Source organism: Ferruginibacter paludis, from assembly GCF_030409685.1.
Classification (GTDB): Bacteria; Bacteroidota; Bacteroidia; order Chitinophagales; family Chitinophagaceae; genus Ferruginibacter; species Ferruginibacter paludis.
In genome coordinates, this window is record NZ_JAUFQJ010000005.1 from 51374 (window position 1) to 78259 (window position 26886).

15 protein-coding genes are annotated in these 26886 nt (G+C 42.5%); 2 read left to right on the forward strand and 13 right to left on the reverse strand.

Annotated elements, in window-relative coordinates:
* Position 1: 1 nt before the first annotated feature.
* The 4 genes from QWZ08_RS09600 to QWZ08_RS09615 form a co-directional block, all read right to left on the reverse strand.
* A complete protein-coding gene (locus tag QWZ08_RS09600) occupies positions 2–1075 on the reverse strand; it encodes a DegT/DnrJ/EryC1/StrS family aminotransferase (RefSeq protein WP_290337182.1) in 1074 nt (357 codons plus the stop codon).
* A 4-nt stretch (positions 1076–1079) separates the two neighbouring features.
* Positions 1080–2342: an ABC transporter ATP-binding protein gene (locus tag QWZ08_RS09605; RefSeq protein WP_290337183.1), complete on the reverse strand. Its 1263-nt coding sequence runs from the start codon at positions 2340–2342 to the stop codon at positions 1080–1082.
* 207 nt (positions 2343–2549) lie between these two features.
* Positions 2550–3422, reverse strand: a complete 873-nt coding sequence (locus QWZ08_RS09610; protein WP_290337184.1) for an ABC transporter permease — start codon at positions 3420–3422, stop codon at positions 2550–2552.
* A gap of 410 nt (positions 3423–3832) precedes the next feature.
* A complete protein-coding gene (locus QWZ08_RS09615; protein WP_290337185.1) occupies positions 3833–4099 on the reverse strand; it encodes a hypothetical protein in 267 nt (88 codons plus the stop codon).
* A 563-nt stretch (positions 4100–4662) separates the two neighbouring features.
* On the opposite strand from QWZ08_RS09615, the gene QWZ08_RS09620 reads away from it, so the two are divergent.
* The gene (locus QWZ08_RS09620) at positions 4663–5301 is read left to right on the forward strand and encodes a DUF6266 family protein (RefSeq protein ID WP_290337186.1); all 639 of its coding nucleotides are present in this window, start codon (positions 4663–4665) and stop codon (positions 5299–5301) included.
* A gap of 134 nt (positions 5302–5435) precedes the next feature.
* Here the strand turns inward: QWZ08_RS09620 and QWZ08_RS09625 are convergent, their stop codons facing one another.
* From QWZ08_RS09625 to hutU, 9 genes are all read right to left on the reverse strand, one after another.
* Complete coding sequence (locus QWZ08_RS09625) at positions 5436–6002, reverse strand: acyltransferase (protein ID WP_290337187.1); 567 nt, start codon at positions 6000–6002, stop codon at positions 5436–5438.
* Positions 6003–6420: 418 nt separating this feature from the next.
* Positions 6421–7530, reverse strand: a complete 1110-nt coding sequence (locus QWZ08_RS09630; RefSeq protein WP_290337188.1) for a glycosyltransferase family 4 protein — start codon at positions 7528–7530, stop codon at positions 6421–6423.
* A complete protein-coding gene (gene asnB, locus QWZ08_RS09635) occupies positions 7523–9310 on the reverse strand; it encodes an asparagine synthase (glutamine-hydrolyzing) (RefSeq protein WP_290337189.1) in 1788 nt (595 codons plus the stop codon). The genes QWZ08_RS09630 and asnB overlap by 8 nt, the downstream gene beginning before the upstream one ends.
* A gap of 934 nt (positions 9311–10244) precedes the next feature.
* Positions 10245–10772, reverse strand: a complete 528-nt coding sequence (locus QWZ08_RS09640) for a UpxY family transcription antiterminator (protein WP_290337190.1) — start codon at positions 10770–10772, stop codon at positions 10245–10247.
* A gap of 239 nt (positions 10773–11011) precedes the next feature.
* Positions 11012–13423, reverse strand: a complete 2412-nt coding sequence (locus QWZ08_RS09645; protein ID WP_290337191.1) for a GumC family protein — start codon at positions 13421–13423, stop codon at positions 11012–11014.
* 19 nt (positions 13424–13442) lie between these two features.
* The gene (locus tag QWZ08_RS09650) at positions 13443–14267 is read right to left on the reverse strand and encodes a polysaccharide biosynthesis/export family protein (protein ID WP_290337192.1); all 825 of its coding nucleotides are present in this window, start codon (positions 14265–14267) and stop codon (positions 13443–13445) included.
* Positions 14268–14467: 200 nt separating this feature from the next.
* On the reverse strand, positions 14468–14701 hold the full coding sequence (locus QWZ08_RS09655) for a PID-CTERM protein-sorting domain-containing protein (protein ID WP_290337193.1): 234 nt from the start codon (positions 14699–14701) through the stop codon (positions 14468–14470).
* A gap of 2024 nt (positions 14702–16725) precedes the next feature.
* The gene (locus QWZ08_RS09660) at positions 16726–21450 is read right to left on the reverse strand and encodes a beta strand repeat-containing protein (protein WP_290337194.1); all 4725 of its coding nucleotides are present in this window, start codon (positions 21448–21450) and stop codon (positions 16726–16728) included.
* Positions 21451–21860: 410 nt separating this feature from the next.
* A complete protein-coding gene (gene hutU / locus QWZ08_RS09665) occupies positions 21861–23546 on the reverse strand; it encodes a urocanate hydratase (RefSeq protein ID WP_290337195.1) in 1686 nt (561 codons plus the stop codon).
* Positions 23547–24476: 930 nt separating this feature from the next.
* On the opposite strand from hutU, the gene QWZ08_RS09670 reads away from it, so the two are divergent.
* Complete coding sequence (locus QWZ08_RS09670) at positions 24477–25085, forward strand: sugar O-acetyltransferase (RefSeq protein ID WP_290337196.1); 609 nt, start codon at positions 24477–24479, stop codon at positions 25083–25085.
* Positions 25086–26886 lie beyond the last annotated feature (1801 nt).

Consider the following 26886-nt stretch of genomic DNA (forward strand, 5'->3'; position numbering starts at 1 on the left):
ACTACAGTTGCTGATTTATAATTGCTGCAATACGCCTTGTATCTGTTTCAGAAAGATCGTAAAACAGGGGAATAGTTAACACACACTTACTAGTAGCTTCCGATATTAAACAGGGCTGGTATTCTTTCAAAAAAGGCAATTGATTCAATGAAGGATAAAAGTATCGCCTGGCAGCAATATTGTTTTGAAGTAAGGCATCCAATACCCTTAAAACTATTTGCTCGCTTTTGAAAATCACCGGATAATAACCATAATTAAAAACAGTTTCAGCCGGAATTACCGGCTTATTTATCTCATTAAAATTAAGCAGCGTATCATATAATTCCGAAACGGCTTTGCGTTTTAATATAATATCACTTATTTTGGGCAATACTGCTAACCCCATGGCAGCATGAAATTCAGAGTTTTTGCCGTTGATGCCCATGGAATAATAATCCTCGCCAATATGTCCGAACTGGCGATATAACAATAGCTTTCGGGCAAGTTCGTCATCATTGCAAATAATGCAGCCTCCCTCTACTGTATGAAATAATTTCGTTGCATGAAAACTACATGTCGTTATATCCCCAAAGCTCAATAATGACTTCCCTTTATACTTTGCTCCAAATGCATGGGCTCCGTCATAAATAACTTTCAGCTTATGTTTCACAGCTATTACTTCAATTTTATCGACATCACACGGAAATCCATAAACATGAGTTACCAAAATAGCCTCTGTTCTTTCTGTTATTGCCGCTTCTATTTTAGATACATCTATGCAACATGCCGTAGGTTCAATATCTACAAAAACTGGTTGACATCCCTCCCATAAAATTGCATTGGTAGTCGCCACGTATGAAAAAGGTGTAGTTATTACTTCTTTCGTAATATTTAATGCTTTCAATGCTATTTGCAGTACGACTGTTCCATTAGAAGTAAATAACAGGTGATTGACACATAATTGCTCCTTGAGTTTTTTCTCCAGTTCCTGAACTAACTCCCCATTATTGGTTATCCAGCTTTTATCCCATGCCCGTTTAAGAATATCAGTATATTCTCCGAATGGCGGCAGATATGTTTTTGTTACGTTTATCATTCAACTAGTCTAAAGTAAAATCAAGTTGTGGTCTTATAAATCCGGGCCATTTTCCATGCCACCCTCCCGGGGTCCTGTTTTCATTTACTTCAAAAGAAACGGCGTTTTCATAGTTAAACAATGCATGTGACCGATCAATCACAATCATCATAGAAACCATATACAAGCCATCATTTAGTAAATTGGAAGGTATTAAGCAAATGCCCTTATGGAGGCCCTTTGTTAATATTTTAGCAGGAGATCCAACGTTGAAAACACATTCCTGTGCAATGGTAAACAAATGCAGGCTTAGGTTAATTTCTTTATCATCCACCTCATTCCAAAACTCAAACTCAACATTTATGTGGGTATTTACCGTAATTGGTTCATTTAATTCATTGAGTACAGGACAAATTTCCAATCGCTTTACTTTGACAAATTCGTTTCCAGGTGCTGTTAACTGGTCGTCAAAAGATTGCAGCAAACTACTATTGGCATTGTGAGAAAGATAATTATTGATAACTTTTTCTGTATGATCGTATTGTATTTTTTGCCCATTGCCCAGGTACAAAACTTTACTGCATAAACTTTTAATGGCCGTCATATTATGACTTACAAATAAAACAGTCCTCCCATCCTGTCTACTGACATCCTTCATCTTTCCCAATGCCTTCTTCTGAAACTCAGCATCGCCCACAGCCAAAACCTCATCCACGATTAAAATTTCAGGTTCCAAATGGGCCGCCACTCCAAAAGCCAGACGCACATACATCCCTGAAGAGTATCTTTTAACCGGCGTGTCAATGTAACGCTCTACACCCGCAAAATCCACGATCTCCTCAAACTTACTTTTTATTTCCTGTTTGCTCATGCCCAGAATAGCTCCATTTAAAAAGATGTTTTCCCGGCCACTTAACTCAGGATGAAAGCCGGTACCCACTTCCAATAAGCTGGCTACCCTTCCTTTTATTTTCACGGAACCTGTTGTAGGTGTAGTGGTTCGGCTAAGAATTTTTAAGAGTGTACTTTTACCTGCACCATTGCGGCCTATAATTCCCAATACTTCGCCATGGTTCACATCAAAATTTATATCCTGTAACGCCCACACGTAATCGCTGTTGCCCTTCTGCGTACGGTCATTTACTTCTCCAATTTTAAGATAAGGATCTTCTTTGCCCCGCACAAGGTACCATGTTCTGTTTAGATCTTGAATCAACGAGCCTGTACCAACACTGCCCAACCTGTACTGTTTACTCAAATTTTCAACTCTGATTACTATATCGGTCATTTGAGTTTTTTCATTTTACTTTCTTATAATATCCATCATTGGTGAAACGTTGCTGCAAGGAGAGCGAATTTCCGCTGAAGGCGGTCTGCCAGCGGCTTATCACCGGTGCTTGCAATATACTTAAGCGCCAAGGTTAGAATTTGGAGGTTTCCAGGTTTACAAACGACTGGTAGGGTAATTTGTTGCAGAGGTACCGACACCGCAGGCCTATACCGTATCCATAAATGTCCTTTCAACTTTACTAAAAACTAACAAACCTAAAAATAGTAACAGAGCAATTACTCCACCGCTATACACCAGACCCGTACCATAAGCAGACCCCGTGCCGAACAAAGCAAAGCGAAATGCCTCTACAATAGGCGTTAATGGATTCCAGGAAATCCAGGCAGCAAAACTTTTCCCACTTAAATAGGATAATGGATATGCTACCGGGGTGGCATACATCAGCAATTGAACAGCGAAACCTATCAATACACTAAAATCGCGATACTTGGTGGTAAGGGACGAAATGATAATACCCAACCCAAGACCAAGGCCAGCCATCATTAAGACCAATAATGGTATTAACAACCAACTTACTCCAAAATAAAAATGCCCCGTTTTTATGCCATACCAACTCATAACTGCAAGTAGCAAAAAGAACTGGATTACAAACTTTACAATATTGCTCAATACAGTACTCAAAGGAATGACCAGCCGGGGAAAATAGACTTTACCAAAAATACCGGCGTTGGCAACAAAAGTATTACTGGTAGCAGTAAGGCAGGCGCTAAAGTAATTCCAGATGCTGATTCCACTCATATAAAACAAAACGGGGTTTATGCCATCTGTTGGAATATTGGCTATTTTACCAAATACCAGTAGAAATACGATGGTTGTAAATATGGGTTGTATAAAATGCCAGAGTGGGCCCAGAATGGTTTGTTTGTATTGGGCTACAAAATCACGTTTTACAAACAGCACCAGCAAATCGCGGTATTTCCATACTTCCTTTAGCTGCAAATCGAACAACGCGGCTTTAGGTTTTAAAATCAGGTCCCAATGCTCTGTGGGGTTTTCGGTGTTAGAGTGTTTTGACAAAGTTGAAAGTGAAAATTAAAAAGTAAAAAGTAAAAAAAGCGGAACGCTCAATCCTAAAAGCACAACCAAATTATTTGAAATTGATTTTTATGATCAATTCATTTTATGATTGGCAATTTAAAACTTCTGGCACACGTGGCCAGTTTGTATGAAAATGCTAGGATTCCGTACTTTCTTATCAAAGCGTTTTCCCTTCAGACTTGCGATCGTCAATTAGAAAAGCTGTGCTGAAAATGACCCTTATAAGGGCCGCCCAGAATATTTGACAGGCATTATTTTTTATCTAAGCTGCACATTGCCACCCGCAAAACTTGCAGGAAAAAATATGTTTAATGCAATAATAAATTGTAAAAGCACAGCGGTTTGCAGCCTGGGAATCGTACCCCGGAAGGGGCTGAAAAGCTGGTACTTTATTCTTCGGGCTTTTCCCCCGGTTTTTTCCCTGGCTTTCTTTTTGGTATTCTCTTCGATTTGTTAGATTCCATATACTTTTTCAATTCAAGCATGTCGTACATTTTTTTTCCACCTAAATCTCGGGGCACCAATATGTTGGATTTTTCCAGATAGTAAAGTTTGGTTCTTCCAATTCCAACAATCTTTTGAAGTTGAGACGAGTCCACAAATCTGATTGCAAAGGGATGTTTTGGCTGTTCAGGTTGATGTTTTTTGTCAGGCATCTGGATGCATTTTTAAGTTATAAATAGGGATAAATAACAATCCTGTGTAACCGGAACAACTCAGATTACAGAAGATAATGCATCAAGATAAAAATTATTTTTAATATTTACAATATTTCATATTATTTATTTCTAATGTCATGTGGGGCACTGTTTTAAATTGTCTTTTCCAAGTTGTTGAAAGGAACCAAAAAATGCTTCGTGTTTGCTTCGGACCTGCTTCGGGAATGCTTCGGGAATGCTTCGGCAATACTTTTCACTGTTTTGAAGCGGTATTGAATGAATTACAAGTAACCTGTAAAACTAATTGATTCGATCTAATGCACTGACTGCCTGCCTGGAATTCTACATGTATTGCTGTTGTTTAAAACTGTTCATAATTGGTTATCTGTGTTCTACTTTGTTCAATATTGTTCAACCATGTTCTAAATTGTTCACTTGCAAACAACTACATATTAATTGTATGTTAACCGCGTTATACTGTAGAACAACTGTGTGCCTTTACACGATCGGGTAAAATAAGTATACAGTATTTTTTAAAATCTAAAACCCAATTAAAAATCATGGGAAAATTTTCAAAAGGAATCCTTGGCGGATTCTCAGGCAAAGTAGGCAATGTAGTCGGCGGCAACTGGAAAGGCGTTGATTACATGCGAAGTAAAAGTTCTTTCAAAAATCTCAATCCCAGCGATGCCCAACTGGCGCAGCAGCTGAAATTCGGGATGTGCATCCGTTTTGTACAAAGCATGAGCGGTTTGCTGGAAATGACCTTTAACAACTTCGCCGTTAAAAAAACAGGTGTTAACAGCGCCCTGAGTTATACACTCAAAAATGCTGTTACTGGTGTGTACCCCATTTTCAGCATTGACTATGCCAGTGTGCTGGTAAGCCGCGGCGATTTGCCGAACGTGCTGGCACCGGGCGTTATAATGGGAGTAGGCAGCCAGCTTGTTTACAGCTGGACGGACAACACAGGCGTGGGCGTAGCAAAGGCTACCGATAAAGCCGTTCCGGTTGCTTACTGCCCCAGCCTGAACCAATGCATCTACGTTACCAGTGGTGCAGACCGTAGTTCACTAACTGAAACCCTTAACCTGGCTGCCTTTAGTGGCAGGGCGGTAGAAACCTACCTGGGTTTTATAAGTGAAACAGGGTTGAATATTGCCAGCAGTTTGTACACTGGCTCTGTTCTGGTATCCTAATCCTATGCTGAAAAACCGCCAGCATTACTATGATGCGCTGCCTTACCCGTGGCGCATCATTTTTTTGTTTTAAAGCGGAAGGCTGAAAGCCGAAAGCTTAAGGCTTAAGGCGAAGGCAGCAGACGTTTATTCGATTATAACTTTTTTACTGTTTCGTTTTTTAGTTCGTATTGCTCGCCGCTTTCGGGGCAGGTGGCTTTTCCTTCGGGTGAAAAATGCAGGGTGTGCCCGTACTCACTTACCCAGCCTTTTTGCCGGGCGGGGTTACCCATCATCAAGGCATAGGGTTTTACCGGTTTGGTAATTACAGCGCCTGCACCAATCATACAAAACTCCCCGAGCTCATTACCACAGATGATGGTTGCATTCGCCCCAATACTTGCGCCTCTTTTTACCCAGGTTTTTTTAAATTGATTTTTGCGTTCAATGGCACTGCGGGGATTGATGACATTGGTAAATACCATCGATGGCCCCAGGAAGACGTCGTCTTCACACACCACGCCGGTATAGACTGACACATTATTCTGCACTTTTACTTTATTCCCCAACACCACCTCGGGCCCTATGAATACATTCTGACCAATATTGCAATTACTGCCCACCGTACATCCGCTCATCAAGTGCGTAAAATGCCAGATACTGGTACCGTCGCCGATATTGCAGCCTTCTTCTACTATTGCGGTATCGTGTTTGAAATACATCGTTGTGAGTGGTGAGTGGTCAGTTGTGAGTGTGAAGTCGGCTGGTTAGGAAGACTCCCCTTTCAAACCGGTCTTTCTTCTTTTAAAATCTTCGTTTTATTGAAGAACCTGTTCCCTGGTAATCATTTTAATCAAATTAATCATCCAAAATCACAGTTCAGACCCCCTTTTAAGGTTATAAGTTATAAGTTCTTGGGCGTTTGCTGATCGGAGATAATACTTTTTCATTGCACACCTGGTCCGTTATAAATTGTCGTATTACTGAAAGAGTTTGAAGTTAGATAGATCATGTAAATCAAGTGAATCCTATAAATCATGTTCAGACAATGTTAGCAGTTATAAGTTGTAGGTTATAAGTTATAACTTTTGGGGCCTTTGCTGATCCGAATAATAATCCTAACAATAACCTTAACAAAAATTATTGCAGCACCGCCTTCAACTTTTGTTTGTATGCTTCAAAACCAAAATAACGCTGCACCTCTTCTGTTTCCGGTGTTACTTGTTTGCTGCCGTTTAATACTGCTTCAATGGCCTCCGTTATTTGATGCTGGTTATTTGGATCTACCAGTATCCCCAACCTTCCGTTTTGCAATGCATCTACCGAACCGTCCACATTGCCAGCTATTACCGGCTTACCGTAAAACATAGCTTCTATAAATACAATACCAAATCCTTCCTTCTGGCTGGGCATGATGTACAGATCGGCGAGGGCGTAATGCGCTGCCAGTTCTGCATCGGGGATGAATCCGGAAAAAATAATATTTTGTTGCACACCTAATTTGGTGATTAAGGCATCCAGTCTCGCTTTTTCCGCGGCATCGTATTTACCTACCAGCATGTATTTTATGCAAGGGATGCTTTTCTTTAAATCACTCACAGACCGGATTACCTGCTCATAGCCTTTGTACTGTTCGTTGTAAGCCATGCGGGTGAGTGTTAAAACCACTTTATCAGCCGCTTCAATTCCATATCTTGCCAGCAACGATGCAGGTTTGCCACCGGTTAACGGAACGGGGAGAAATGGATCCAGGCAATTGTTCAGCACCGTAATTTTATTTTCAGGCAAATTGTTTTCACTGATCAGCTTCTGCTTTGTAAACTGGCTTACAGCCAGGATCAGATCACATTTACGTAAGGCCATCCGCTTCCACCAGGGAAAGGCCTGCCATACTTCGATGCCGTGCGCCATTAATACAAGCTTAGTTTTCGGCGAACATAATTTAATGATATAACCAATCAGCAATAAGTTAACGTGACTTAACAGTATGCGCTCGCACCCCATTCCCATTTTGAAAACGCAATTAAAGAACCGAAACCGGTTTTTACCAAAACCCCTGAAAATAGTGGCGGGGAAATAGGCTGTATTGATATCCGCCGACTCATCGTACAACGAATAAATTGTTATCTTTTTAGGGCTGTCCTGCTCAAACAACTCCTGCATGGCTTTACCAGCCACCCTGCAAACTTTTTCAATACCACCCGTGGCTGAAAAAACCCGGAGCGTACAAAATATAGTGGTATTATGCATGCAACTGGTTTTCCATTAAATAGATAGTAAAAAACTGCGACCAGTGCAGGTTGCCACGGGTAAACTCCTTATGAAACAGGGCAGTCTTTGACCCTGGTTTACCTTCGGAATACCGGTTGTTACCCAGCCATTCTTTAAACGGAAAAGAAAAACCCATCTTGGGCCGGTTCCAGACTGCTGCCGGAATTTCCTCCTTAAAACTATCAATCAGTAATTGCTTGTTAAACGACCCTGAATATTTGATATTACTGCACAATTGCAGCACCAGTTTCACAAAGTTAGCGTCTAAAAAAGGTACCCTGATCTCTACCCCGTGTGCCATACTCATTACATCTGCATCCCTCAGTAACTGGTTTTGCATATACAGGTTGGTCTCCAGCCAGCTTGCCTGGTTTTTAGGGGTTAAATTCGCAATGTCGGGCACCTGTGGTTGTTGCTGCAAAATGTCCCAAACGGCCGGTTCCGGCATATCCAGGTAGGCGGCTATCTCTGATGGGATAAATTGGCCCCGTAAGAACAGATACATACCCACCGAACCCGGTAAACTAAGGTAACAGAGCCGGCGCAATTTTTTCAATCCCGGCAGCCTGCTGTTTCTTAACATTGCTGGCGGCAGGTATTGTTTTACCTGCAATGCGGTGGCAATGCGGTTAAATGAAGGATACCCTCCAAACAACTCGTCTCCGCCAATACCAGAAAGCACCGCTTTCAGGCCTTGCTGCCTGGCATATTTACTGATAAACCAGGTATTGATACCATCACTGCAGGGCAGGTCCATCGCCTGCATGATCGCTGGCATATCTGCATGGAAGTCGGCCTCTTTTAACAGGTGCTGGTGCTGCTTTCCCTGTAAGCCCAGCTGCACCATGTCCTGGTATTTTTTTTCGGAGTACAAAGCCTCGTCAAAAACGAGTGAAATGGTATTGAGATCGGTTATTTCTTTATTGGCCAGGCTGGCAATTATACTTGAATCCAGACCGCCGCTTAAAAAAACGCCGATGGGCGCATCGCTTAACAAGTGCCGTTTTACCGAAGCAGCCAGGGACTGCTGCACCAGTTCGATGGCCTGCTGCCGGTCATTGATTTGCTCTACATAATTAAAGCGGTTGAACGGCTCCTGGCGGCATTCGCCGGACTGCACACTGTAGTGCAGGAACCAGCCTTTTTTCAACGGTTGTACTTCTTTTAACGTAGTAACCGGTTCGGGCAGATGGCCATAAGCCATCAGGTAAACCTGCCAGTGCGGGTTAGTATCCTGCAGGTAAGCCAGTCCTTTAAAGGCCCTTACTTCCGAAGCAAAAGCCAGCCCTTCTTTTGTATGTGCAAAATATAGCGGTTTGATACCCGCTGGATCTCTTACCAGGTAGACAGCGCCTTTTTGATTGTCCCAAAGGGCAAAGGCAAACATGCCGTTGAATTGCTGAAAAGCTGCTACGCCCCAGTATGCAAATGCCGCCAGTATTACTTCCGTATCGCTGTGCGTGGTAAAGGCAGCGCCAGCTTTTTGCAGTTTGGCCTTTAACTCCAGGTAATTGTACAATTCTCCATTGTAGCTGATAGTATAACGTCCGCTGCCATAACTCATCGGCTGGTGCCCGGCAGCAGACAGATCAATTAAACTCAGTCGCCGGTGCCCCAATACCAAATGGTTATCCACATCGGTAAACATCCCCTCATCATCCGGCCCGCCGTGCTTTTGCACCGTACACATCTCCTTAACCGCAGCTTCAATTGCAGCAACAGGCATGGAGGGGTTTATAAGGCCGGCGATTCTACACACTTTTTGAGTTATGAGTTATAAGTGATAAGTGACAAAAAGTTATGAGTTATAGGTTGTAAGTTATAAGTTGTTCGGTTCGGGAACCCTTGCTTATTCCTGAAACAAAAACAGTTTTAAGTGATAGGTGATAGGTAATAAGGTACGGGTACCCCGTCTGGATCAACAGGATCTTTAAATATATTGTTATTTTTCAGGGCATAAAACCCAAAAGCTCTTATCTAAACTTTGGCCCTAACAATCCTAACAGTAGAATTACCAAAGCCGAAACCACTATGCACAAAGGTTCAACAAAGCTGTACGGCAGCAACGGGGTGTATTCGTTGCTGCCTTGACTTTTTTTTGTTACTTTTTTTGTGTCAAGTAAAAAAAAGTAAACTGGAAAATAACGATTGAATAAAAAGCTTGCGACCTAAATATTCAATCCGAAGTGAACCAATTACCTAACCTATCCTTGAGTGGTAGCAAGCCTAACTATAGAATTACCAAAGCCGAAATCACTATGCACGACAGTTCAACAAAGCTGTACGGCAGCAACGGGGTGTATTCGTTGCTGCCTTGACTTTTTTTTGTTACTTTTTTTGTGTCAAGAAAAAAAAAGTAAAGTGGAAAATAACGATTGAATAAAAAGCTTGCGACCTAAATATTCAATCCGAAGTGAACCAATTACCTAACCTATCCTTGAGTGGTAGCAAGCCTAACTATAAAATTACCAAAGCCGAAATCACTATGCACTACAGTTCAACAAAGCTGTACGGCAGCAACGGGCTGTATTCGTTGCTGCCTTGACTTTTTTTTGTTACTTTTTTTGTGTCCAAGACAAAAAAAGTAAAGAAGAAACTGCGAATAAATTAAAGCGGTTCTGACCTAAATACAACTAACTATATTTTCGCCTTCCTGAATAATTTTAGAAAGGAAAATTTGAAAGCATTATCAATTAAATACTTTCCAAATTTCGTTTATCAAACTGCGCACTCAACTGTAACCCCATACTCTCAATTCTAACCCTCGCCTTATTACCCACCAGTTCTACCAATATACCCTGGTAATTCATCAACACCCCCGTTTTAATACGCACCGTACTATTTACTTTCAGCGAAAGATCAGTTACTTCCACATCCGTAAATTCATTTAAAAACTTACGAATGGTTTGAATTTCGTCTTCGCGGATAGTAGCGGGCTTGCCCAGCCAGTATACATAGTTAAGTACACCATTTACTTTCCGTATATCCCATTTATCCTCCTCGCTCACTTTTACAAAAACGTAGCCTTTGAAAACAGGTTCAAGCACTACTTTTTTGCGGTCGCTCCATTGCCGGGTAACCTTGTTAATGGGACAGTAATTTTCAATGCCCTGTTCATCCAGCAATTTCGCCACTTTTTTCTCCCAGCGTGGCTTTGTATACAGTGCATACCATTGTCCGTTATTCTCCGTCATCGCATAGCTTCGCTTAGCCTCAGTCACATTGTTTTTGTAAGAAGCTGATGAAATAATATTTTTTATCCGCTGGTCCGCAGTTGATTACTGCTTTGTTTTAATTAAATAGCGCTTCAAATTTACCCAAATTAAGATCCGCTCGCTTCTTTAAAAAACGGTGAATACAGATCAACTCATCAAAAGAGGTTGGGAAATATTTGAAGGGTGTTATAAACCAACTAAAGCCAGTATTTTTCTTAAATTGTCGTCTCTTCCCCACATTTCAATTATCTTCCATAAATAACGCCCTTTATCTTGCGCCACCAGCGTTTCATGTTAAAAAAGCCGGGTTGGGCATCATCCACGGCATAACCATACCCATAGCCGTATCCATACCCATATCCATATCCGTATCCATATCCGTAACCATATCCATAACTCTTACTGATATTGCCGATATTGATGCCCCGCTTTTTAACCCCGTTAAACACAATACACATGTTATTGAACTTTTTCGCCTCGTGCAATTCATTGATGGTTTTGATAAATACTTTGGGCGTACGGTCATGCCGGGTTACATAAAGTGTCACATCGCAATAATCTTTCAGTAACAGCGCATCTGTAACCGGCCCAATGGGAGCAGTATCTAAAATAACATAATCAAAGTCTTTTTTCAATTTTTCCATCAGGTCGGTAAAGCCGGGTTTGCCAATCAGTTCTGTAGGATTGGGTGGTATTACCCCTGCCGGAACGATAAATAAGTTGGCGATCGAAGACGCATGTACAACCTGCTGATAGGTCGCTTTACCAACAATATAATTGGAAATACCCGGATCACGGGTTATGCCCATCAGGTTACTGAGTTTAGGTTTGCGCAGATCCATTTCCATCAGCGCCACTTTTTTACCGGTCAATGTAAGGCTGATGGCAAAATTGATGGCGATAAAACTCTTGCCTTCACCTGATATGCTGGAAGTGACCAGCATGGTTTTATTTTGTTCATTTAAACCGATATAAGCCAGGTTGGTACGCAAAGCCCTGAACTGTTCAGCAATGACCGTTCTTTTGCCTTCCAGGATGACAACTGGTGTTTTGGTGCCGGCTTGTACAATTTCACCGGCAAAAGGCACAGAAGTTTTCCCCTCAATTTCGTCCCGGAATAAAATCCTGCTTTTAAATTGCTCCTTCAATAAAACCAGGAATACTGCTGACAGCAGCCCCACGATAAATCCGGTTAAATAAAAGTTTTTAGCTACCGGACTTACAGGGCCGTAAGAATTAGCTTTTTCAATCACTCTTAGATCTGAGGAAGTCGATGCGGAGGACAATGCGGTCTCCTCTCTTTTCTGCAGCAAATAGGAATAAATTGTGCTTTTTACTTCCTGTTCCCGGCTTATTTCCAACAATCCCCTTTCTTTTTGAGGTATCTGGCTAAGTAAGCCATTGTTTAAGTTGGTTTTGGCAACGATATTATTTTTTACTGTCAGCAGGTTGGCCCTGATATTGTTCAGGTTCTCCTGAACATCGGATTTTAACCGGTTCACTTTTTCTTTGGCAATCAGCACGGGTTCACTCTGCTCGCCGGTAATTGAAATGGCATTGTCCCGGTCAAACTCCGCCTGGTATAACTGACCAAGCAATGTGCTCAGTGTTGCATCAGTAATCAGGTTCAAAGATGGAACTGTTCCATTATTTTTTCCTTTTCGCTGAATATAAGTCTTTACATCATTTAATATTTCTAATTGTAAATCAATTTCCCCTTTCTGCTTGTCTAAATCCTGCACTTTATCTAAAAAAAGTTGTGCCTGCGATCCAACGGCATATAAAGATTCCTTAGATTTAAAAGAAACGATGTTTTTTTCTACACTATCCAGTTGTCCGTTCAATAAACGCAGCCTGCCATCAATAAAATTGAGTGTACGCAACGCAATTTGATTCTTATCTTCAATACCTTCCTTGTTGTACACCGCAAAAAGCTTGGTTAAAATGGCTTCTCCTTTTAGCGGTTCCGGAGTGGAAAAAGAAACATCCAGCACAGTAGAAGCATTGGAGAGTGGAACCGCCTTAATCGCACCTGATATTCCCCCGGCTACTGCAGCCACCGGTCTGAATAAGACAAAATAGTTTTTCCCGGTAACAGCCTTATTATAATTATCGTTAATCACAATTCGATAACTGGTGTTGCCTAATAAAACCGTGGAGCCAAAATGTATAGATTGATTATTAATAGAAATTGTTCTCTTTTGCCAATCTATAGAGAAAAAATATTTATTGTAAGAAAGTATACTGTCTTCATCGAGGGCAATAAAACTTACAGGAGAGTTTTGACCATACAATTCTTCCAGTCTTACCTTGCCTTGGTTGTATACTGTAGCGTACAGGTCCAGTTCCTTTACTACCTGCTGCACTATACTGGAAGATTTTAATACCAGTATTTCATTATCTACAATCTTTTTTTCACTGAATATATTCAAGGCATCCAGTACTTTACTGTCGCCGGAACCTTTATTCGGGTCCTTTAATAATACTTTTGCAGAAGCAACATAAACAGGAATTTGTGAACGCAGGTAAACATAACTCACACTCATGGCAATGGGAATGGTCAACGCAAACAACGGCCAAAAAGGCAGGTATTTTTGCAACACCTGTATAAAAATATTGGTCTCCTGTTTTTCCTGAAATAATGGTTGATCATTCATGCTAAATATGGCTCTTTAGTTATTTAACAAATCTATTCAGGAGAATTAAAGTAATTGATATCAGCGATAATGTAGTCGACAATAGTTGAATGTTTCTTGTACGTCTTGCTTCCGTATATAGTTTTTCTTCATTTGGATTTACTATCAATACATCTTTTGGCTGTAAATAATACCATGGAGATGTAATGATAGAAGCATTTTCCAGGTTCAGGTGCTTGAACTGCTTAGCTCCTGCTGTTTCCCGTATTACCATGACATCTTTTAAGGTGCCATTTATTGTGACATGCCCGCTTAACGCCAGTGCATCCAAAATGGAAAGCTTTTCTGCGGGCATATTTAATTTTTGGGAAGTACCGGCTTCACCCATAATCGTAATAAAATGATTGGCAAAACTTACATTTACGATAGGGTCTTTTAAATAGGGCAGCAGGTCTTTTTCGAGGCTACTTTTAACCTCTTTAGTCGTCATACCCACTACAGCAATCGATCCCAGTTTGTGCATGTAAATATTCCCCTCTTTACTAACCAGGTAACCTGCCCCGCCAGCATCCGATTTACCTGGAGCAGCTGCAGCCCCCATTGCCGAATTAAATAAAGCATCTTCCGCCGGATTAAGACTGGAAATGGTGAGATTCAGCAAATCATCTTTTTGAATTTTTAATTCTACATTGGTATCAACAAACCCCTGTATGGTGGTATCTTTTTTGATGTCTTTAAAAATATAGGTAGGTTTTGTAATGGCGCAGGAGGATAATAGAGCAGCTGCCAAAAATATACCTGCAAATAATTGTACACCAGTAATAAAAGCCTGTTTAGCAAATGGACAAAATGCAGGTATTTCCATAATGAATTCTTTAGGATGCGCAATAATAGTTAAATAATAAATAACTACCGGCTGCACAACAATCTTTGTATTTAAATAGTAAAAGATTATGGTCAAATTTCGCATAAAAAAATGACTGTGCCAACAAATTGATGAGGGTTGTTTTAGTGATGAAAAAAGATGATAGCAGCTATCAGCTTCAAGGGCTTTAATGTCCCGGGTTATATAGTATTAACGGCATTTTTATTGCGGGTATCTCTTGCTTTTTTTGCACCATAGGCAATGCCTGCTACCACAAGCAAACTTAATCCTCCGTCAACAGGGCAAGGTGGCAAATCCGGATCCTGGTTACCACAATCGCCGGGATTAGGCTGAGCCATCATAACAGCGGGCATACAGGTCATTGATATAAAAATTAGTCCGCACACCAGCCAGTATCTGTAATTTCTTTTCATGTACATTTTCAGTTTTTCATCCTTTAAAATTCCATCCACCCCGGTAAAATTAACGATTGTTTTGATATTATAGTTTTCATACAGCTACTGCAAGGCTTTTTGTTTTCCCCACCTGTGGGAATCTTGCTGTATTATCAAGGCAACCGTTTTGCTGCTGGTCGTGTCTGACTCAAAATAGCGACAGGCAGGCAACAGCATAGTAAAGCGCAACTACAAGACAGGGCGCCCTGCAATTACATACCTGGCTGGCTATCCTTTGTTCCCTGCAAGGCTCAACGAATTAAAATGGTTTTTATTACTTAGAGGGTCTCGAGCCATCTTTTAAGAGACTGTCTAGCAACGAGTGCTATCATTATTTTTGTTCCGGATAAAAAAAGAATAAACCATGATTAAGTAAAAAACTGACAAGCTGAATACCAATCTCCCCAATCAAAGAATAAGGGTGTAACCTATACTTTGACTGTAACAAACCTACCAGTAGCATTACCAAAGCTGAAACTACCATGTACCAACGCCCAACAAAGCTATACGGCAGCAACGGGCAGTATTCGTTGCTGACTTGACTTTTTTTTGTTATCTTTTTTTGTGTCAAGACAAAAAAAGTAAAGAAGAGATTGCTGGCAAATAAAGCGCTCTGTCACCTAAACACTTCAGCCCACAGAACTATCAAAAAATAAGAACACAAATATAATCAGTACGCAAAACACGTTAACAGTCAACCAGAAACCTCCAATCTATACCCGGGCTGTAACAAGTCGAAGAGTAGAATTACAAAAGCTGAAACCACTATGCACAACAGTTCCACAAAGCCACCTGTCAGCAACGGGCCGTATTCGTTGCTGACTTGACTTTTTTTTGTTACTTTTTTGGTGTCAAGACAAAAAAAGTAAAGAAGAAGCGACGATTAGCTAAAAGACTGGCAACCTGAATAACCAATCTCTGAATCAAAAGAATATAAACCCATTATCAAATAGCGCCGGGAAATACACCAACGAGAATAAGACTTTAAATCTTATTTTGGCTATAACAAACCAAAAGTAGCATTACCAATGCTGAAACTACCATGCACCAATGCTCAACAAAGCTATACGGCAGCAACGGGCTGTATTCGTTGCTGCCTTGACTTTTTTTTGTTACTTTTTTGGTGTCAAGACAAAAAAAGTAAAGAACAAGCGACGATAAACTAAAAGACTTGCAACCTGAATAACCAATCTCTGAATCAAAAAGTATAAACCCATTATCAAATAGCGCCGGGAAATACACCAATGAGAATAACACTTTAAATCATTTGTTGGCTGTAACGAACCTAACAGTAGTATTACCAATGCTGAAACTACCATGTACCAACGCCCAACAAAGCTATACGGCAGCAACGGGCTGTATCCGTTGCCGCCTTGACTTTTTTTTGTTACCTTTTTTTGTGTCAAGACAAAAAAAGTAAAGAACAAGCGACGATAAACTAAAAGACTTGCAACCTGAATAACCAATCTCTAAATCAAAAAATATAAACCCATTATCAAATAGCGCCGGGAAATACACCAATGAGAATAACACTTTAAATCATATGTTGGCTGTAACGAACCTAACAGTAGTATTACCAATGCTGAAACTACCATGTACCAACGCCCAACAAAGCTATACGGCAGCAACGGGCTGTATCCGTTGCTGCCTTGACTTTTTTTTGTTACCTTTTTTTGTGTCAAGACAAAAAAAGTAAAGAACAAGCGGCGATTAACTAAAAGATTTCCCGCAGGAATACCAATTTCCCAATCAAAGAATCAGGATGTAAGCTATGCTTTGACTGTAACAAACCTAACAGTAGCATTACCAAAGCTGAAACTACCATGCACCAACGCCCAACAAAGCTACCTGTCAGCAACGGGCTGTATTCGTTGCTGCCTTGACTTTTTTTGTTACCTTTTTTTGTGTCAAGACAAAAAAAGTAAAGAACAAGCGGCGATTAACTAAACAACTTGCGACCTGGATAACGAATTGCCACAAATCAAAAAAAATATAATCAGTGATCACCGCATTGTAATTTTCAGCATTTTAACCCGATTATCCGGACTGACAATTTGCAATAACCCAACAGTTGTACAGGCGATATCCGCAGGCAAAGCGATGGCCACATGACGGCCAAATCCATTGTAGTCAACTTTTCTTTCCATGATTAATTGCCCCGTTTCACTATACATTTTTATAAGGTAGGCACCGGCGGGTTGTTTCAAAAAATGCAGGTTGATGATATAATTTGTTACCGGGTTGGGATATACAAGCATGTCTTTTTCTTTCTCCTGCCAGCGCAAAGCAACGGTAGCGGTATAGGTCGCTTCTCCATTTTGGTTAATGGTCTGCACCCGGTAAAAATTATTACCGGCAACGGGATTTTCATCCAGCACAGCATAGCGCAGTGGTATAGGTTTACCTGCAGCCTTCACCAATCTGAGCGTATTAAAAATGACTCCGTCGAGCGATTTTTGTACTGCATAACGGGATATGCCGGTTTCATTTTCAACTTTCCATGATACCTGAATCGTTTGACCCAGTTTTTCGGCGCTGATACTGGTACTGATTATTGCCAGTGCTTTGGCAGACCTGGTAAGTACAATGCGGAAGCGATCAGGGGCTGCGCTGGATTTTTCCCCGGTGATGGTAAATGAAATTTGCGTATTTCCCTGCGTGTTGATGGGTGTACTTGCGCCAGTGTACTTGTCTGACAGGCGTGCAGTAACCAGGGGATCTATATTCGTTGCGGTGAATACAAACTGGTAACTACGGGCCGTAGTTCTGGTGAGGTTTAGTACCAGGGTATCAGTTACCGCAAAGACGCTTCGTCGCTCTACGGTGATTGATTTATTTTGTCTGTATAAAGCAAGGACCTCGCCGAGGTTGGGCATTTTTGCTGCATCATTGTAATCAATACCATTGTTGTAACCTTCGCTATATTCAGCCAATATCCCATCGGCTAAAGTTGTTGTGCTATCAGTATTAAGCAAGTATAAATCTGTGCGCAAAGAAAATCCTGCTGGCACGCTGCCGCCCAGTGGGCGAAAAACCGCGGGATTGCCCGTGCGCCATTTATCTGCCTCCGTAAACGCAATGGTGGCCGAAGGTGCAGCCGCTTGTACAAAAAAAGCCTGGCCTGACTGTATAATGCTGTCCTGTTTGCCAACGGGGCTGGGTGGTGTGGCTATCCAGTTGCCTCCGGCAACGTCACTATAAGTCATTGCGATATAGCCCCCGTGTTGTGCATTCAGATTGGGATCCCAGGTGTAAAATATGCCGTTGTTGATACCCGTTGTTGCAGCCACCAGGCGGGAGGCATACACTGGTGAAGCGTATGGATTGCCGGCCAGGTAATAGGCGCCTGGCGTTAGACCGCTAAATGTGAATGACTGATTTTTGATTAAGATTTTGCCGGTGTCTCTCAACACGGTTGCATTGGCAAAGGGTGGGTTAAAAAGATTGTTTGTACTCCGGTCGCCCCTGACAAAAATAAAATAGCCCCTGTTATCCGCTGAGCCCGTAGTGCCTGAAATCAATTGTGTCCTGGTGTTCGTGACTTCTTCCAGTAACTGCGTGGCGGCATTAAATGTTTTTAAAGAACTGTTGTTAAAAGGAGATGGATCCAACCCATTCACCGCGGGAGCAGGATTTTTGCCGGTTATAAATGTGCCGCTTTGGCTGGTTGCCAATCCCCGGTTTTGCCAGGAATTAAAGATAGTGCCGGTAGATGCATCCGCTGTAACAGGGGCAGTAATCAATCGCCAGGCACGTTTGGGGGGATAATATCTTTCTATTACAAACCGGCCATTGGTACCGTAATTTATTTTTACGCCGGCTACATCAGGGATGGCCCCCACCCTGGCAGTATTAGTGGCGCCGGATAGCAACGTAATATAATTTTCACCCAGCGACAATTCTGTTGCCGGTGTAGTAAGCAGGTTACTGATTTGAATGGAATCGGCAATGCTGGCGTTACCTGTGAGTGTTTTAACTCCGGTATTATCAAGCAATAGATTATTGTATGGCAGACCTGCAAAAGACTGGTTGCCGCCATTCAGCAACACCGTGCCATTATTATGTGCAAATACGGGTGTACCGGTTTTTATAAAATCACCTTTTACAGTCAGTATACCTGCAGGCGCTGTTTTAATACCGGCTGAGCCAGCAATCACGAGGTGCTGATAAGGAATGGTATTGGTGATTGACTGATCGCCACTTACCTGCGGCGGATTGGATCTTGAATAATTGACGGTGCTGCCGGGCTGTAAAATAATCGTCTCTATATTATCCCTGATAGCCGGCGAGTTTAACCCGGACAGCGGGCCGTTGAAGCCAAGGGCGTTGCCGCATTTAAAGGTGGCGCCGGTTTCCACCGTAACGGTTTGAATGCCGGAAGGGCCAATGATGGCATTGTCATTCATCTCAAACACGCTGCCGGTTTTTACCGTAAAGGTTCCGTTTGAACTCAATGTGATGTTGCCGTTGGAGTTACCGGTGTACAAGCCGGTAGTTTCAATATTTTTATAGGTTTCACTGCGGATGGTTTGGCCGCTGGCACTGTTGCAATCAAATTGCACCACGCCACCCGTCAGGTTGTAAGTGCCGCCCATGTGGGGTTGGGGATTGCTGGTACCCCTTAAAATCAGGCGGCCATTATCCATAGAAAGACTGGTTAACAGGTTTCCAAACACATGAATGCCCGCATCTACAGTGGTATTGCCTTTTATAAAAACAGTTCCGGCCGGGCTGCAGGCATTGGCCAGCGCCTTTACTCCGCCCCCGGAAAAAACAACATCATTATAATCGTCCCGTTTGGTGATCACCTGATTTCCTGCGAGGGCATACTCAACGGTACTGCCGGGCATCAATGTAGTCGTAACCCCGGGTATGGCTCCATTGGTGCCGGTAAAATTATCTTTATCACGATTGATAAATGTACCGCTAACGGTAACGAAACCACCATTGTATATAACCTGGCTTTCACCGCCGTTGTCAAAAACAGCACCGGCATCAACCAATAAACTGCCGGATAAAGTGAGATTGCTGGTACCGTTTAGTGCCAACGTTCTTGTACCACCAACAGTAACATTTTTCAGGCTGATATTGGACGGCAATACAACAGTGCCACCTGTTACACCTCTTACTGTAAAGTCAGCCGAAGCATTGCCTGCAAGCGTCCCTGTGCCAACAATTAAATCTGCACCATTTAAATCAAGCAAACCACCTGCTCCGATGGTAAAAGTTCCGGCAGATAATACAAGACTGCCGGTGACGGAACCTGTAATGGGTAATGCGACACCGGCGCTGTTATTACAAATCACCGTGGCAGGCACATTTACCAGCGGCCATTCTTCTGCACTAATAATTGTAGCATTATTTCCTGAGTATTTTAGGATGCCGGCGGGGCCATAGGCAATTTTTCCGCTGCCCGTGAGGGTTATAGACGCTGCGGGAAAATAATCCAGCGTGCCATTAATAGTTAGCGTAACACCATTATCTACAGTGATATTGCCCGCCACCAAACTCATATTATTGAGTGTTTGGTTACGGCTTATTTGCAGCACGCCACCATTTACCACTACATCATTTGTTGCAGGAATGGTATTGCCCCCAATTTTATTTAACTGCAGGGTACCTCCCCGAGCCGGGAGCATTGTTGTACCGGTAAAAGTATTCGCACCAGTTAATGTTAGTATACCAGCACCTTTTTTTATAAGGTTTCCGGCACCAGATTTATCAGCGATTGTGCCGCTGATTGTGAGGTTACCTGCAGGGGTATTTATTGCAGTTCCGGGCGCCGGGCCCAACTGAAGATTGTGTGCAAGGGTAAATGTGGCGTTGGTACGCAGAACGCCGCCATCCATTACAATCACGTTCGCCGGATTGCCGAAACTACCATCGGCAGCAAAACGTACTTCACCACCATTCAGGTTTACCGGTCCGGAAAAAGTATTGGCTGCATTGGTAATATCAAATAGTCCGCTGCCATTGCTGTTGGCTGAAAAGCTGATACCGGCCGGAGCGCTGTTGGAAATAATTCCACCAAAAGATACCGTACCGGCATTGCCTAAAGTCAGGGTACGGTTGGCATTGCCGAGATCAATGTTATCGCTGAAAATCAGACTGGCTGCTGCTGCAGCAGGAGCAGCAGTTTCTCCAAATTGTACATTGCCTCCAATGGTTATGCCCCCGGGGTATTTTGCTGCAAGGGCCATATTTCCAGTTGAACAAAGTGTACCACCGTTTAAAGTAAGCGTATTGCCTGGAGTTGCCCCCATCGCATTGATACCATTTACTACCATGGTTCCTGCAGTCAGCGTAAACCCTCCACTGTAGTTGCCACCAGTGCCGAAAACCAGCGTACCTGTGCCTGTTTTATTAAAACCCGTACCTCCAGCAGTTGATACAGCCTGGTTCATATTCAGTATAGCCCCGGCTCCTACTGTTATTGGAATGACCGTTCCGCCGGTACCTAAAGTACCCCCGTTCGCCCAGGCGGATACGTTGGCATTGGCGTTGATACCCGCCACAGTTATAGTTCCACCGGTTACTGGTGCGGGGTTATTGAAATAGATGATGGCGCCCCCGCTTGTATTTAACGCAGCGGTATACGGGCCTACGGGTGCTGTGCTCCAGACATTTCCGTTCAGGATGCCGGAAGCACCGAAATAATTGTTTGTCTGGCCTGAGCTGCAAATGCATAACAGCAGGCCAACTGCAGGGAGGAAAATATATGTTTTCATGACGACTTATTTTCACCGGAACAGGACATACGATTCCCCTGTAAAAAAGTGAGTTTTTTTACATAGCGTATGCTCAGGAACTTATCTTGGAAGGGAGGTAGAGCAGCAGGATCACAATTACAGGTACACTATTTCATTCAGCAGATATATGGATTAACTTAAAAACGACGAGTGAATGTGAGGTAAGAAATTCAGCCCAGTGGAGTTTGCCTCCTAAAGCATTTGACGAACTGATATGGACGAACGGCTATAAAAATATAAATTATTTTGAATAATGTATATAAATTATAAAATATTTTTTACAAATAATATAATATGCCCATTCTGAAATTTATAACCAATTGATTTTTGGCTAATTAGCAGGTGTGGGCTGACAAAAAATAGTTGTAACAACGGAGCAGCAGGGTCGCTTAAAGATTATTTTCAAGCCGGTCTTTGATATCCAGTCCAAATTTGCGGCTGGTATCTTTCGCTACATCATAGCCTGCATCTGCATGGCGGATTACGCCTAAGCCGGGATCGTTACGCAATACACGGCTTAACCGTGCGGCAGCTTCAGGTGTGCCATCTGCCACAATTACCATGCCTGCATGAATACTGTACCCCATGCCAACGCCGCCACCATGATGGAGACTTACCCAGCTTGCTCCACCGGCCGTATTTACCAAGGCATTTAGCACGGGCCAGTCGGCAATTGCATCGCTGCCATCCAGCATCGCTTCTGTTTCGCGGTTAGGACTGGCTACCGAACCCGTGTCAAGGTGATCTCTTCCAATAACAATCGGTGCTTTTACTTTTCCCGTGCGTACGAGCTCATTAAATGCAAGGCCGGCTTTTTCTCTTTCCCCCTGTCCTATCCAGCAGATGCGTGCCGGCAGGCCCTGGAATGCGATGCGTTGCTGTGCCATTTTTATCCAGCGGATCATGCTTTCATTTTCGGGAAACAATTCCATCATAACGGTATCAGTTACCCGGATATCTTCAGGATCGCCACTCAGTGCTACCCAGCGAAACGGGCCCATCCCCAGGCAAAACAATGGCCGGATATAGGCCGGCACAAAACCAGGAAAATCAAACGCATTGGCCAGCCCCTTCTCCTGTGCCCTGGCCCTTATATTATTGCCATAATCGAATGTAACGGCGCCGAGTTGCTGTAACTGCAGCATCAGCGTTACATGCAGTTTCATACTTTGATAACTTAATTCAATATACTGCTGCGGATTTTGTTTACGCAATACATTCGCCTGTTCATTGGACAGCGTATGCGGTACATACCCTACCAGCGGGTCATGTGCCGACGTTTGATCGGTTAAGGTATCAGGGATAATATTTCTTTCTACCAGTCTTTGCAAAAGTGTAACGGCATTGCACAACACGCCTATAGATAAAGCTTGTCCCTGTTGTTTTGCTTCCAGCGCAGCGTCAATGGCAGTGTCTATGTCCGTAATTTTTACATCCAGGTACCTGGTTTCAATGCGTTTATCGATGCGCCATTCTTCTACCTCTGCAATCAGCGCCACCCCTTCATTCATGGTAATGGCCAATGGCTGAGCTCCTCCCATTCCGCCAAGCCCCGCAGTAACATTCAAAGTGCCTTTTAATGTGCCCCCGAAGTCTTTATTGGCAGCGGCGGCATATGTTTCATAAGTACCTTGTACTATGCCTTGCGAACCGATATAGATCCACGAGCCGGCCGTCATCTGACCATACATGATAAGACCTTTTTTTTCCAGCTCATCAAAATGATCCCAGTCGGCCCATTTGGGTACCAGCTGGCTGTTGGAGATTAATACCCTCGGCGCATCTTTATGCGTCTTCAGCATAGCAACCGGTTTGCCGCTTTGTACCAGCAGGGTCTCATCTTCATTCAAATCTTTCAATGCTTTTAAGATCAGGTCAAGGCTTTCAAAATTACGTGCCGCCTTGCCGCGACCGCCGTATACAATCAACTCTTCGGGCCTTTCCGCCACTTCAGGATCGAGGTTATTCAACAGCATTCTGTAGGCTGCTTCTGCGATCCAGTTTTTACAGGTCAGTGTAATACCAGCGGGCGTTTTGTATTTTGCTGCGCTGTATTGTGGTTGAATGGTTGGCATATGATTTTATTATTTCGATTTACTGTTCATACCTGCAAACTTCTGATGGTATGCGCTTACTATAATTGAACTGTGATGATTTGTTTCCCGTGTGAATACTCAAATTTACATTTATTTTTACCGGGTTGAATGGTTAGAATAGTTTTACATTGAACAATACGGTCAGCGGTTATTAATCCCGCCTTAATGAACAGGAAAACCTGGGAGCGGCAGATTAAAACGAATCTGCATACGCGCCGTCAGCGGTTATAAACCCTGACGGCAGTTAATGAAAAAGGCTGCCTTATCCACTTTTAGCATTGATAAAACCGGGACGACCTGACTAGCCCGGTTGAAGTTAATCAATCAACGTATATCCGAAGATATCACTTAACCGCCGCCGGGGCCGGAAGCCGCCGGCGGGGTGTTTGAGAAGTCTGTCGTTTAGATGGATAATACACCCAAACACTTGAAAAATTCAGGGCAATAAAAAACCTCCACTGGGGAGGCTTTTCAGGAGTAATATTCAATTCAGGACAAACTCAGGGACGGACACGGTTTTGAAATAGTATTGGATTTTTGCTTTAGTAAAATTGGTTGATTTAAAGAAGCTAAATTGTAGAGAAGAAAGTATATTGAGGGTAAGTGTTTTTCGATTTTTATGCCGGTTGCTGCAGTTTAGTGAGAATAACTAAGCATGGATCAATGATAAAGAGCTTTCTAACAATTGCAGCACTATGATCTGTCTCTTCAATAAACCTTAGTAGTATTATTTTTAGAATATGGTAACCTTATTACATTATTAGCCTTCAGAATATGGTAATAAGGTTTATCAGTTCTTTTGTTAATTTCTACTAAGGTTGTTAAAGACGAAGTTGTCAGATTTTCAGAAAGCTATAGCGGGCATTACCTTCAAAATAAATGACCACTCTATCAAATAAAAATACTCTTATGCAAAGTGAAAAAGACAAGATGTTATCCGGTAAATTATACAAGGCATCTGATGCAATGCTTACAGCAGAGCGGTTGCACGCCAAAGAACTGGTGTTTGATTTCAATAACCAGCGGCCCGCCGAAGCTGCTGCCCGGATACAAATTATCCGGCAATTGTTTGGCAGAACAGGTACAAATTTTTTGATTGAGCCACCCTTTCATTGCGATTACGGGTACAACATTTTTGCAGGAGACAATTTCTATGTCAATTACAACTGCGTGATACTGGACTGCGCCAAAGTGACCATTGGTAACAATGTTTTTATTGCACCCAACGTAAGCATTTTTACGGCCGGCCATCCCATTAATGCGAGTACAAGAAATGCGGAATGGGAATATGCTTTTCCTGTTACCATTGGCAATGATGTATGGATCGGTGGTAATACGGTAATCAACCCTGGCGTAACTATTGGCGACAATGTGGTGATTGGATCTGGTAGCGTTGTTACAAAAGATATTCCTGCTGATTCAGTCGCAGCAGGAAATCCCTGTAAAGTACTGCGGCCGATTAATGAAGCAGATGCGTTGTATTATTTTAAACAACATCGCATTAACAATGTTGATTGAACAATATTATCGATATCCTTGCTTTAATCTTTTAGGATCAGGCTTTTATTCGCAGCCTGAATTTTTTGTTTTTTTATCAAAAAGTAAAATATGGTTTATCGAAGCAAATATTGTTGACAAACATTAGGCAATACGCACAGCTTTCTAGTTGTAGATTCGCCTCTGCCGCCGGCGGGGCTGCGTAACTGCAACGATGCTGCTTTCGCTTCTTTCAAAAAATATTGCTGCGCATTTTTTGAATTCCGGCAAGCCGTCACCGAACCGAAAGAGGCATCTTAAGCAGTTACTGTGTTCAACCCGAAGGAAGGATTGAAGCGCTTTATTTTTCCCAATCTCTTTAAGGTCGCAAACTCCATATAAAGCCTTTCTGTAACGCATACTCTTCAAACGGCCTCGAATAAAAAGTGCTAAAAATTAGCAGGATAGGCCGTCAAGAAGTGAACGCTGTCTGAGCCAGCGTAAAGCACAAAGTGTTAATCTCTTACGGCGAGATCCTTGATTGCAGGATTGTGTTGGAAATTTCAGCCTTTTTATTCGCAGCCTTGATTTTTTTTGTTTCTTTTTTGTATCAAGACAAAAAAAGAAAAGTAAGCAGTACCAAAAGCAAAAGGTCTGCCTGCGACTCACGGCAATCTGAATATCTTTCTGTGGGAGGATTCGCCTCTGCCGCCGGCGGGGCTGCGTAACTGCAACGATGCTGCTTTCGCTTCTTTCAAAAAATATTGCTGCGCATTTTTTGAATGCCGGCAAGCCGTCACTGAACCGAAAGAGGTATCTTTTGCAGTTACTGTGTTCAACCCGAAGGAAGGATTGAAGGGCATTATTTTTCCGTAATTTCTTTAAGCACGCCAACTTCATACACATGCTTTCCACAAGCCATACTCTTCAAACGGCCTCGAATAAAAAGTGCTAGAAAATTTCCAACACAAGCCGTTAAGCAATCAAGGCTGTTTGATCCGGCATAACCTGCAAAGTATTTTTCTCTGGCGGCGAGTTCCCTGATTGTAGGATTGCATTGAAAATTTCAGCCTTTTTATTCGCAGCCTTGATTTTTTTTGTTTCTTTTTTGTATCAAGACAAAAAAAGAAAAGTAAGCAGTACCAAAAGCAAAAGGTTTGCCTGCGACTCATGGCAATCTGAATATCTTTCTGTAGGAGGATTCGCCTCTGCCGCCGGCGGGGCTGCGTAACTGCAACGATGCTGCTTTCGCTTCTTTCAAAAAATATTGCTGCGCATTTTTTGAATGCCGGCAAGCCGTCACTGAACCGAAAGAGGCATCTTATGCAGTTACTGTGTTCAACTCGAAGGTTGTATTGAAGCGCTTTATTTTTCCCAATCTCTTTAAGGTCGCAAACTCCATATAAAGCCTTTCTGTAACGCCTACTCTTCAAACGGCCTCGAATAAAAAGTGCTAGAAATTTTCAATGTAATCCGTTAAGCAATCAAGGCTGTTTGAGCACGCATGTACTGCAAAGTATTATACGCTTCAAGCGAGTTCCTTGATTGTAGGATTGCATTGAAAATTTCAGCCTTTTTATTCGCAGCCTTGATTTTTTTTGTTTCTTTTTTGTATCAAGACAAAAAAGAAAAGTAAGCTGTACCAAAAGCAAAAGGTTTGCCTGCGACTCACGGCAATCTGAATATCTTTCTGTAGGAGGATTCGCCTCTGCCGCCGGCGGGGCTGCGTAACTGCAACGATGCTGCTTTCGCTTCTTTCAAAAAATATTGCTGCGCATTTTTTGAATGCCGGCAAGCCGTCACTTAACCGAAAGAGGTATCTTTTGCAGTTACTGTGTTCAAC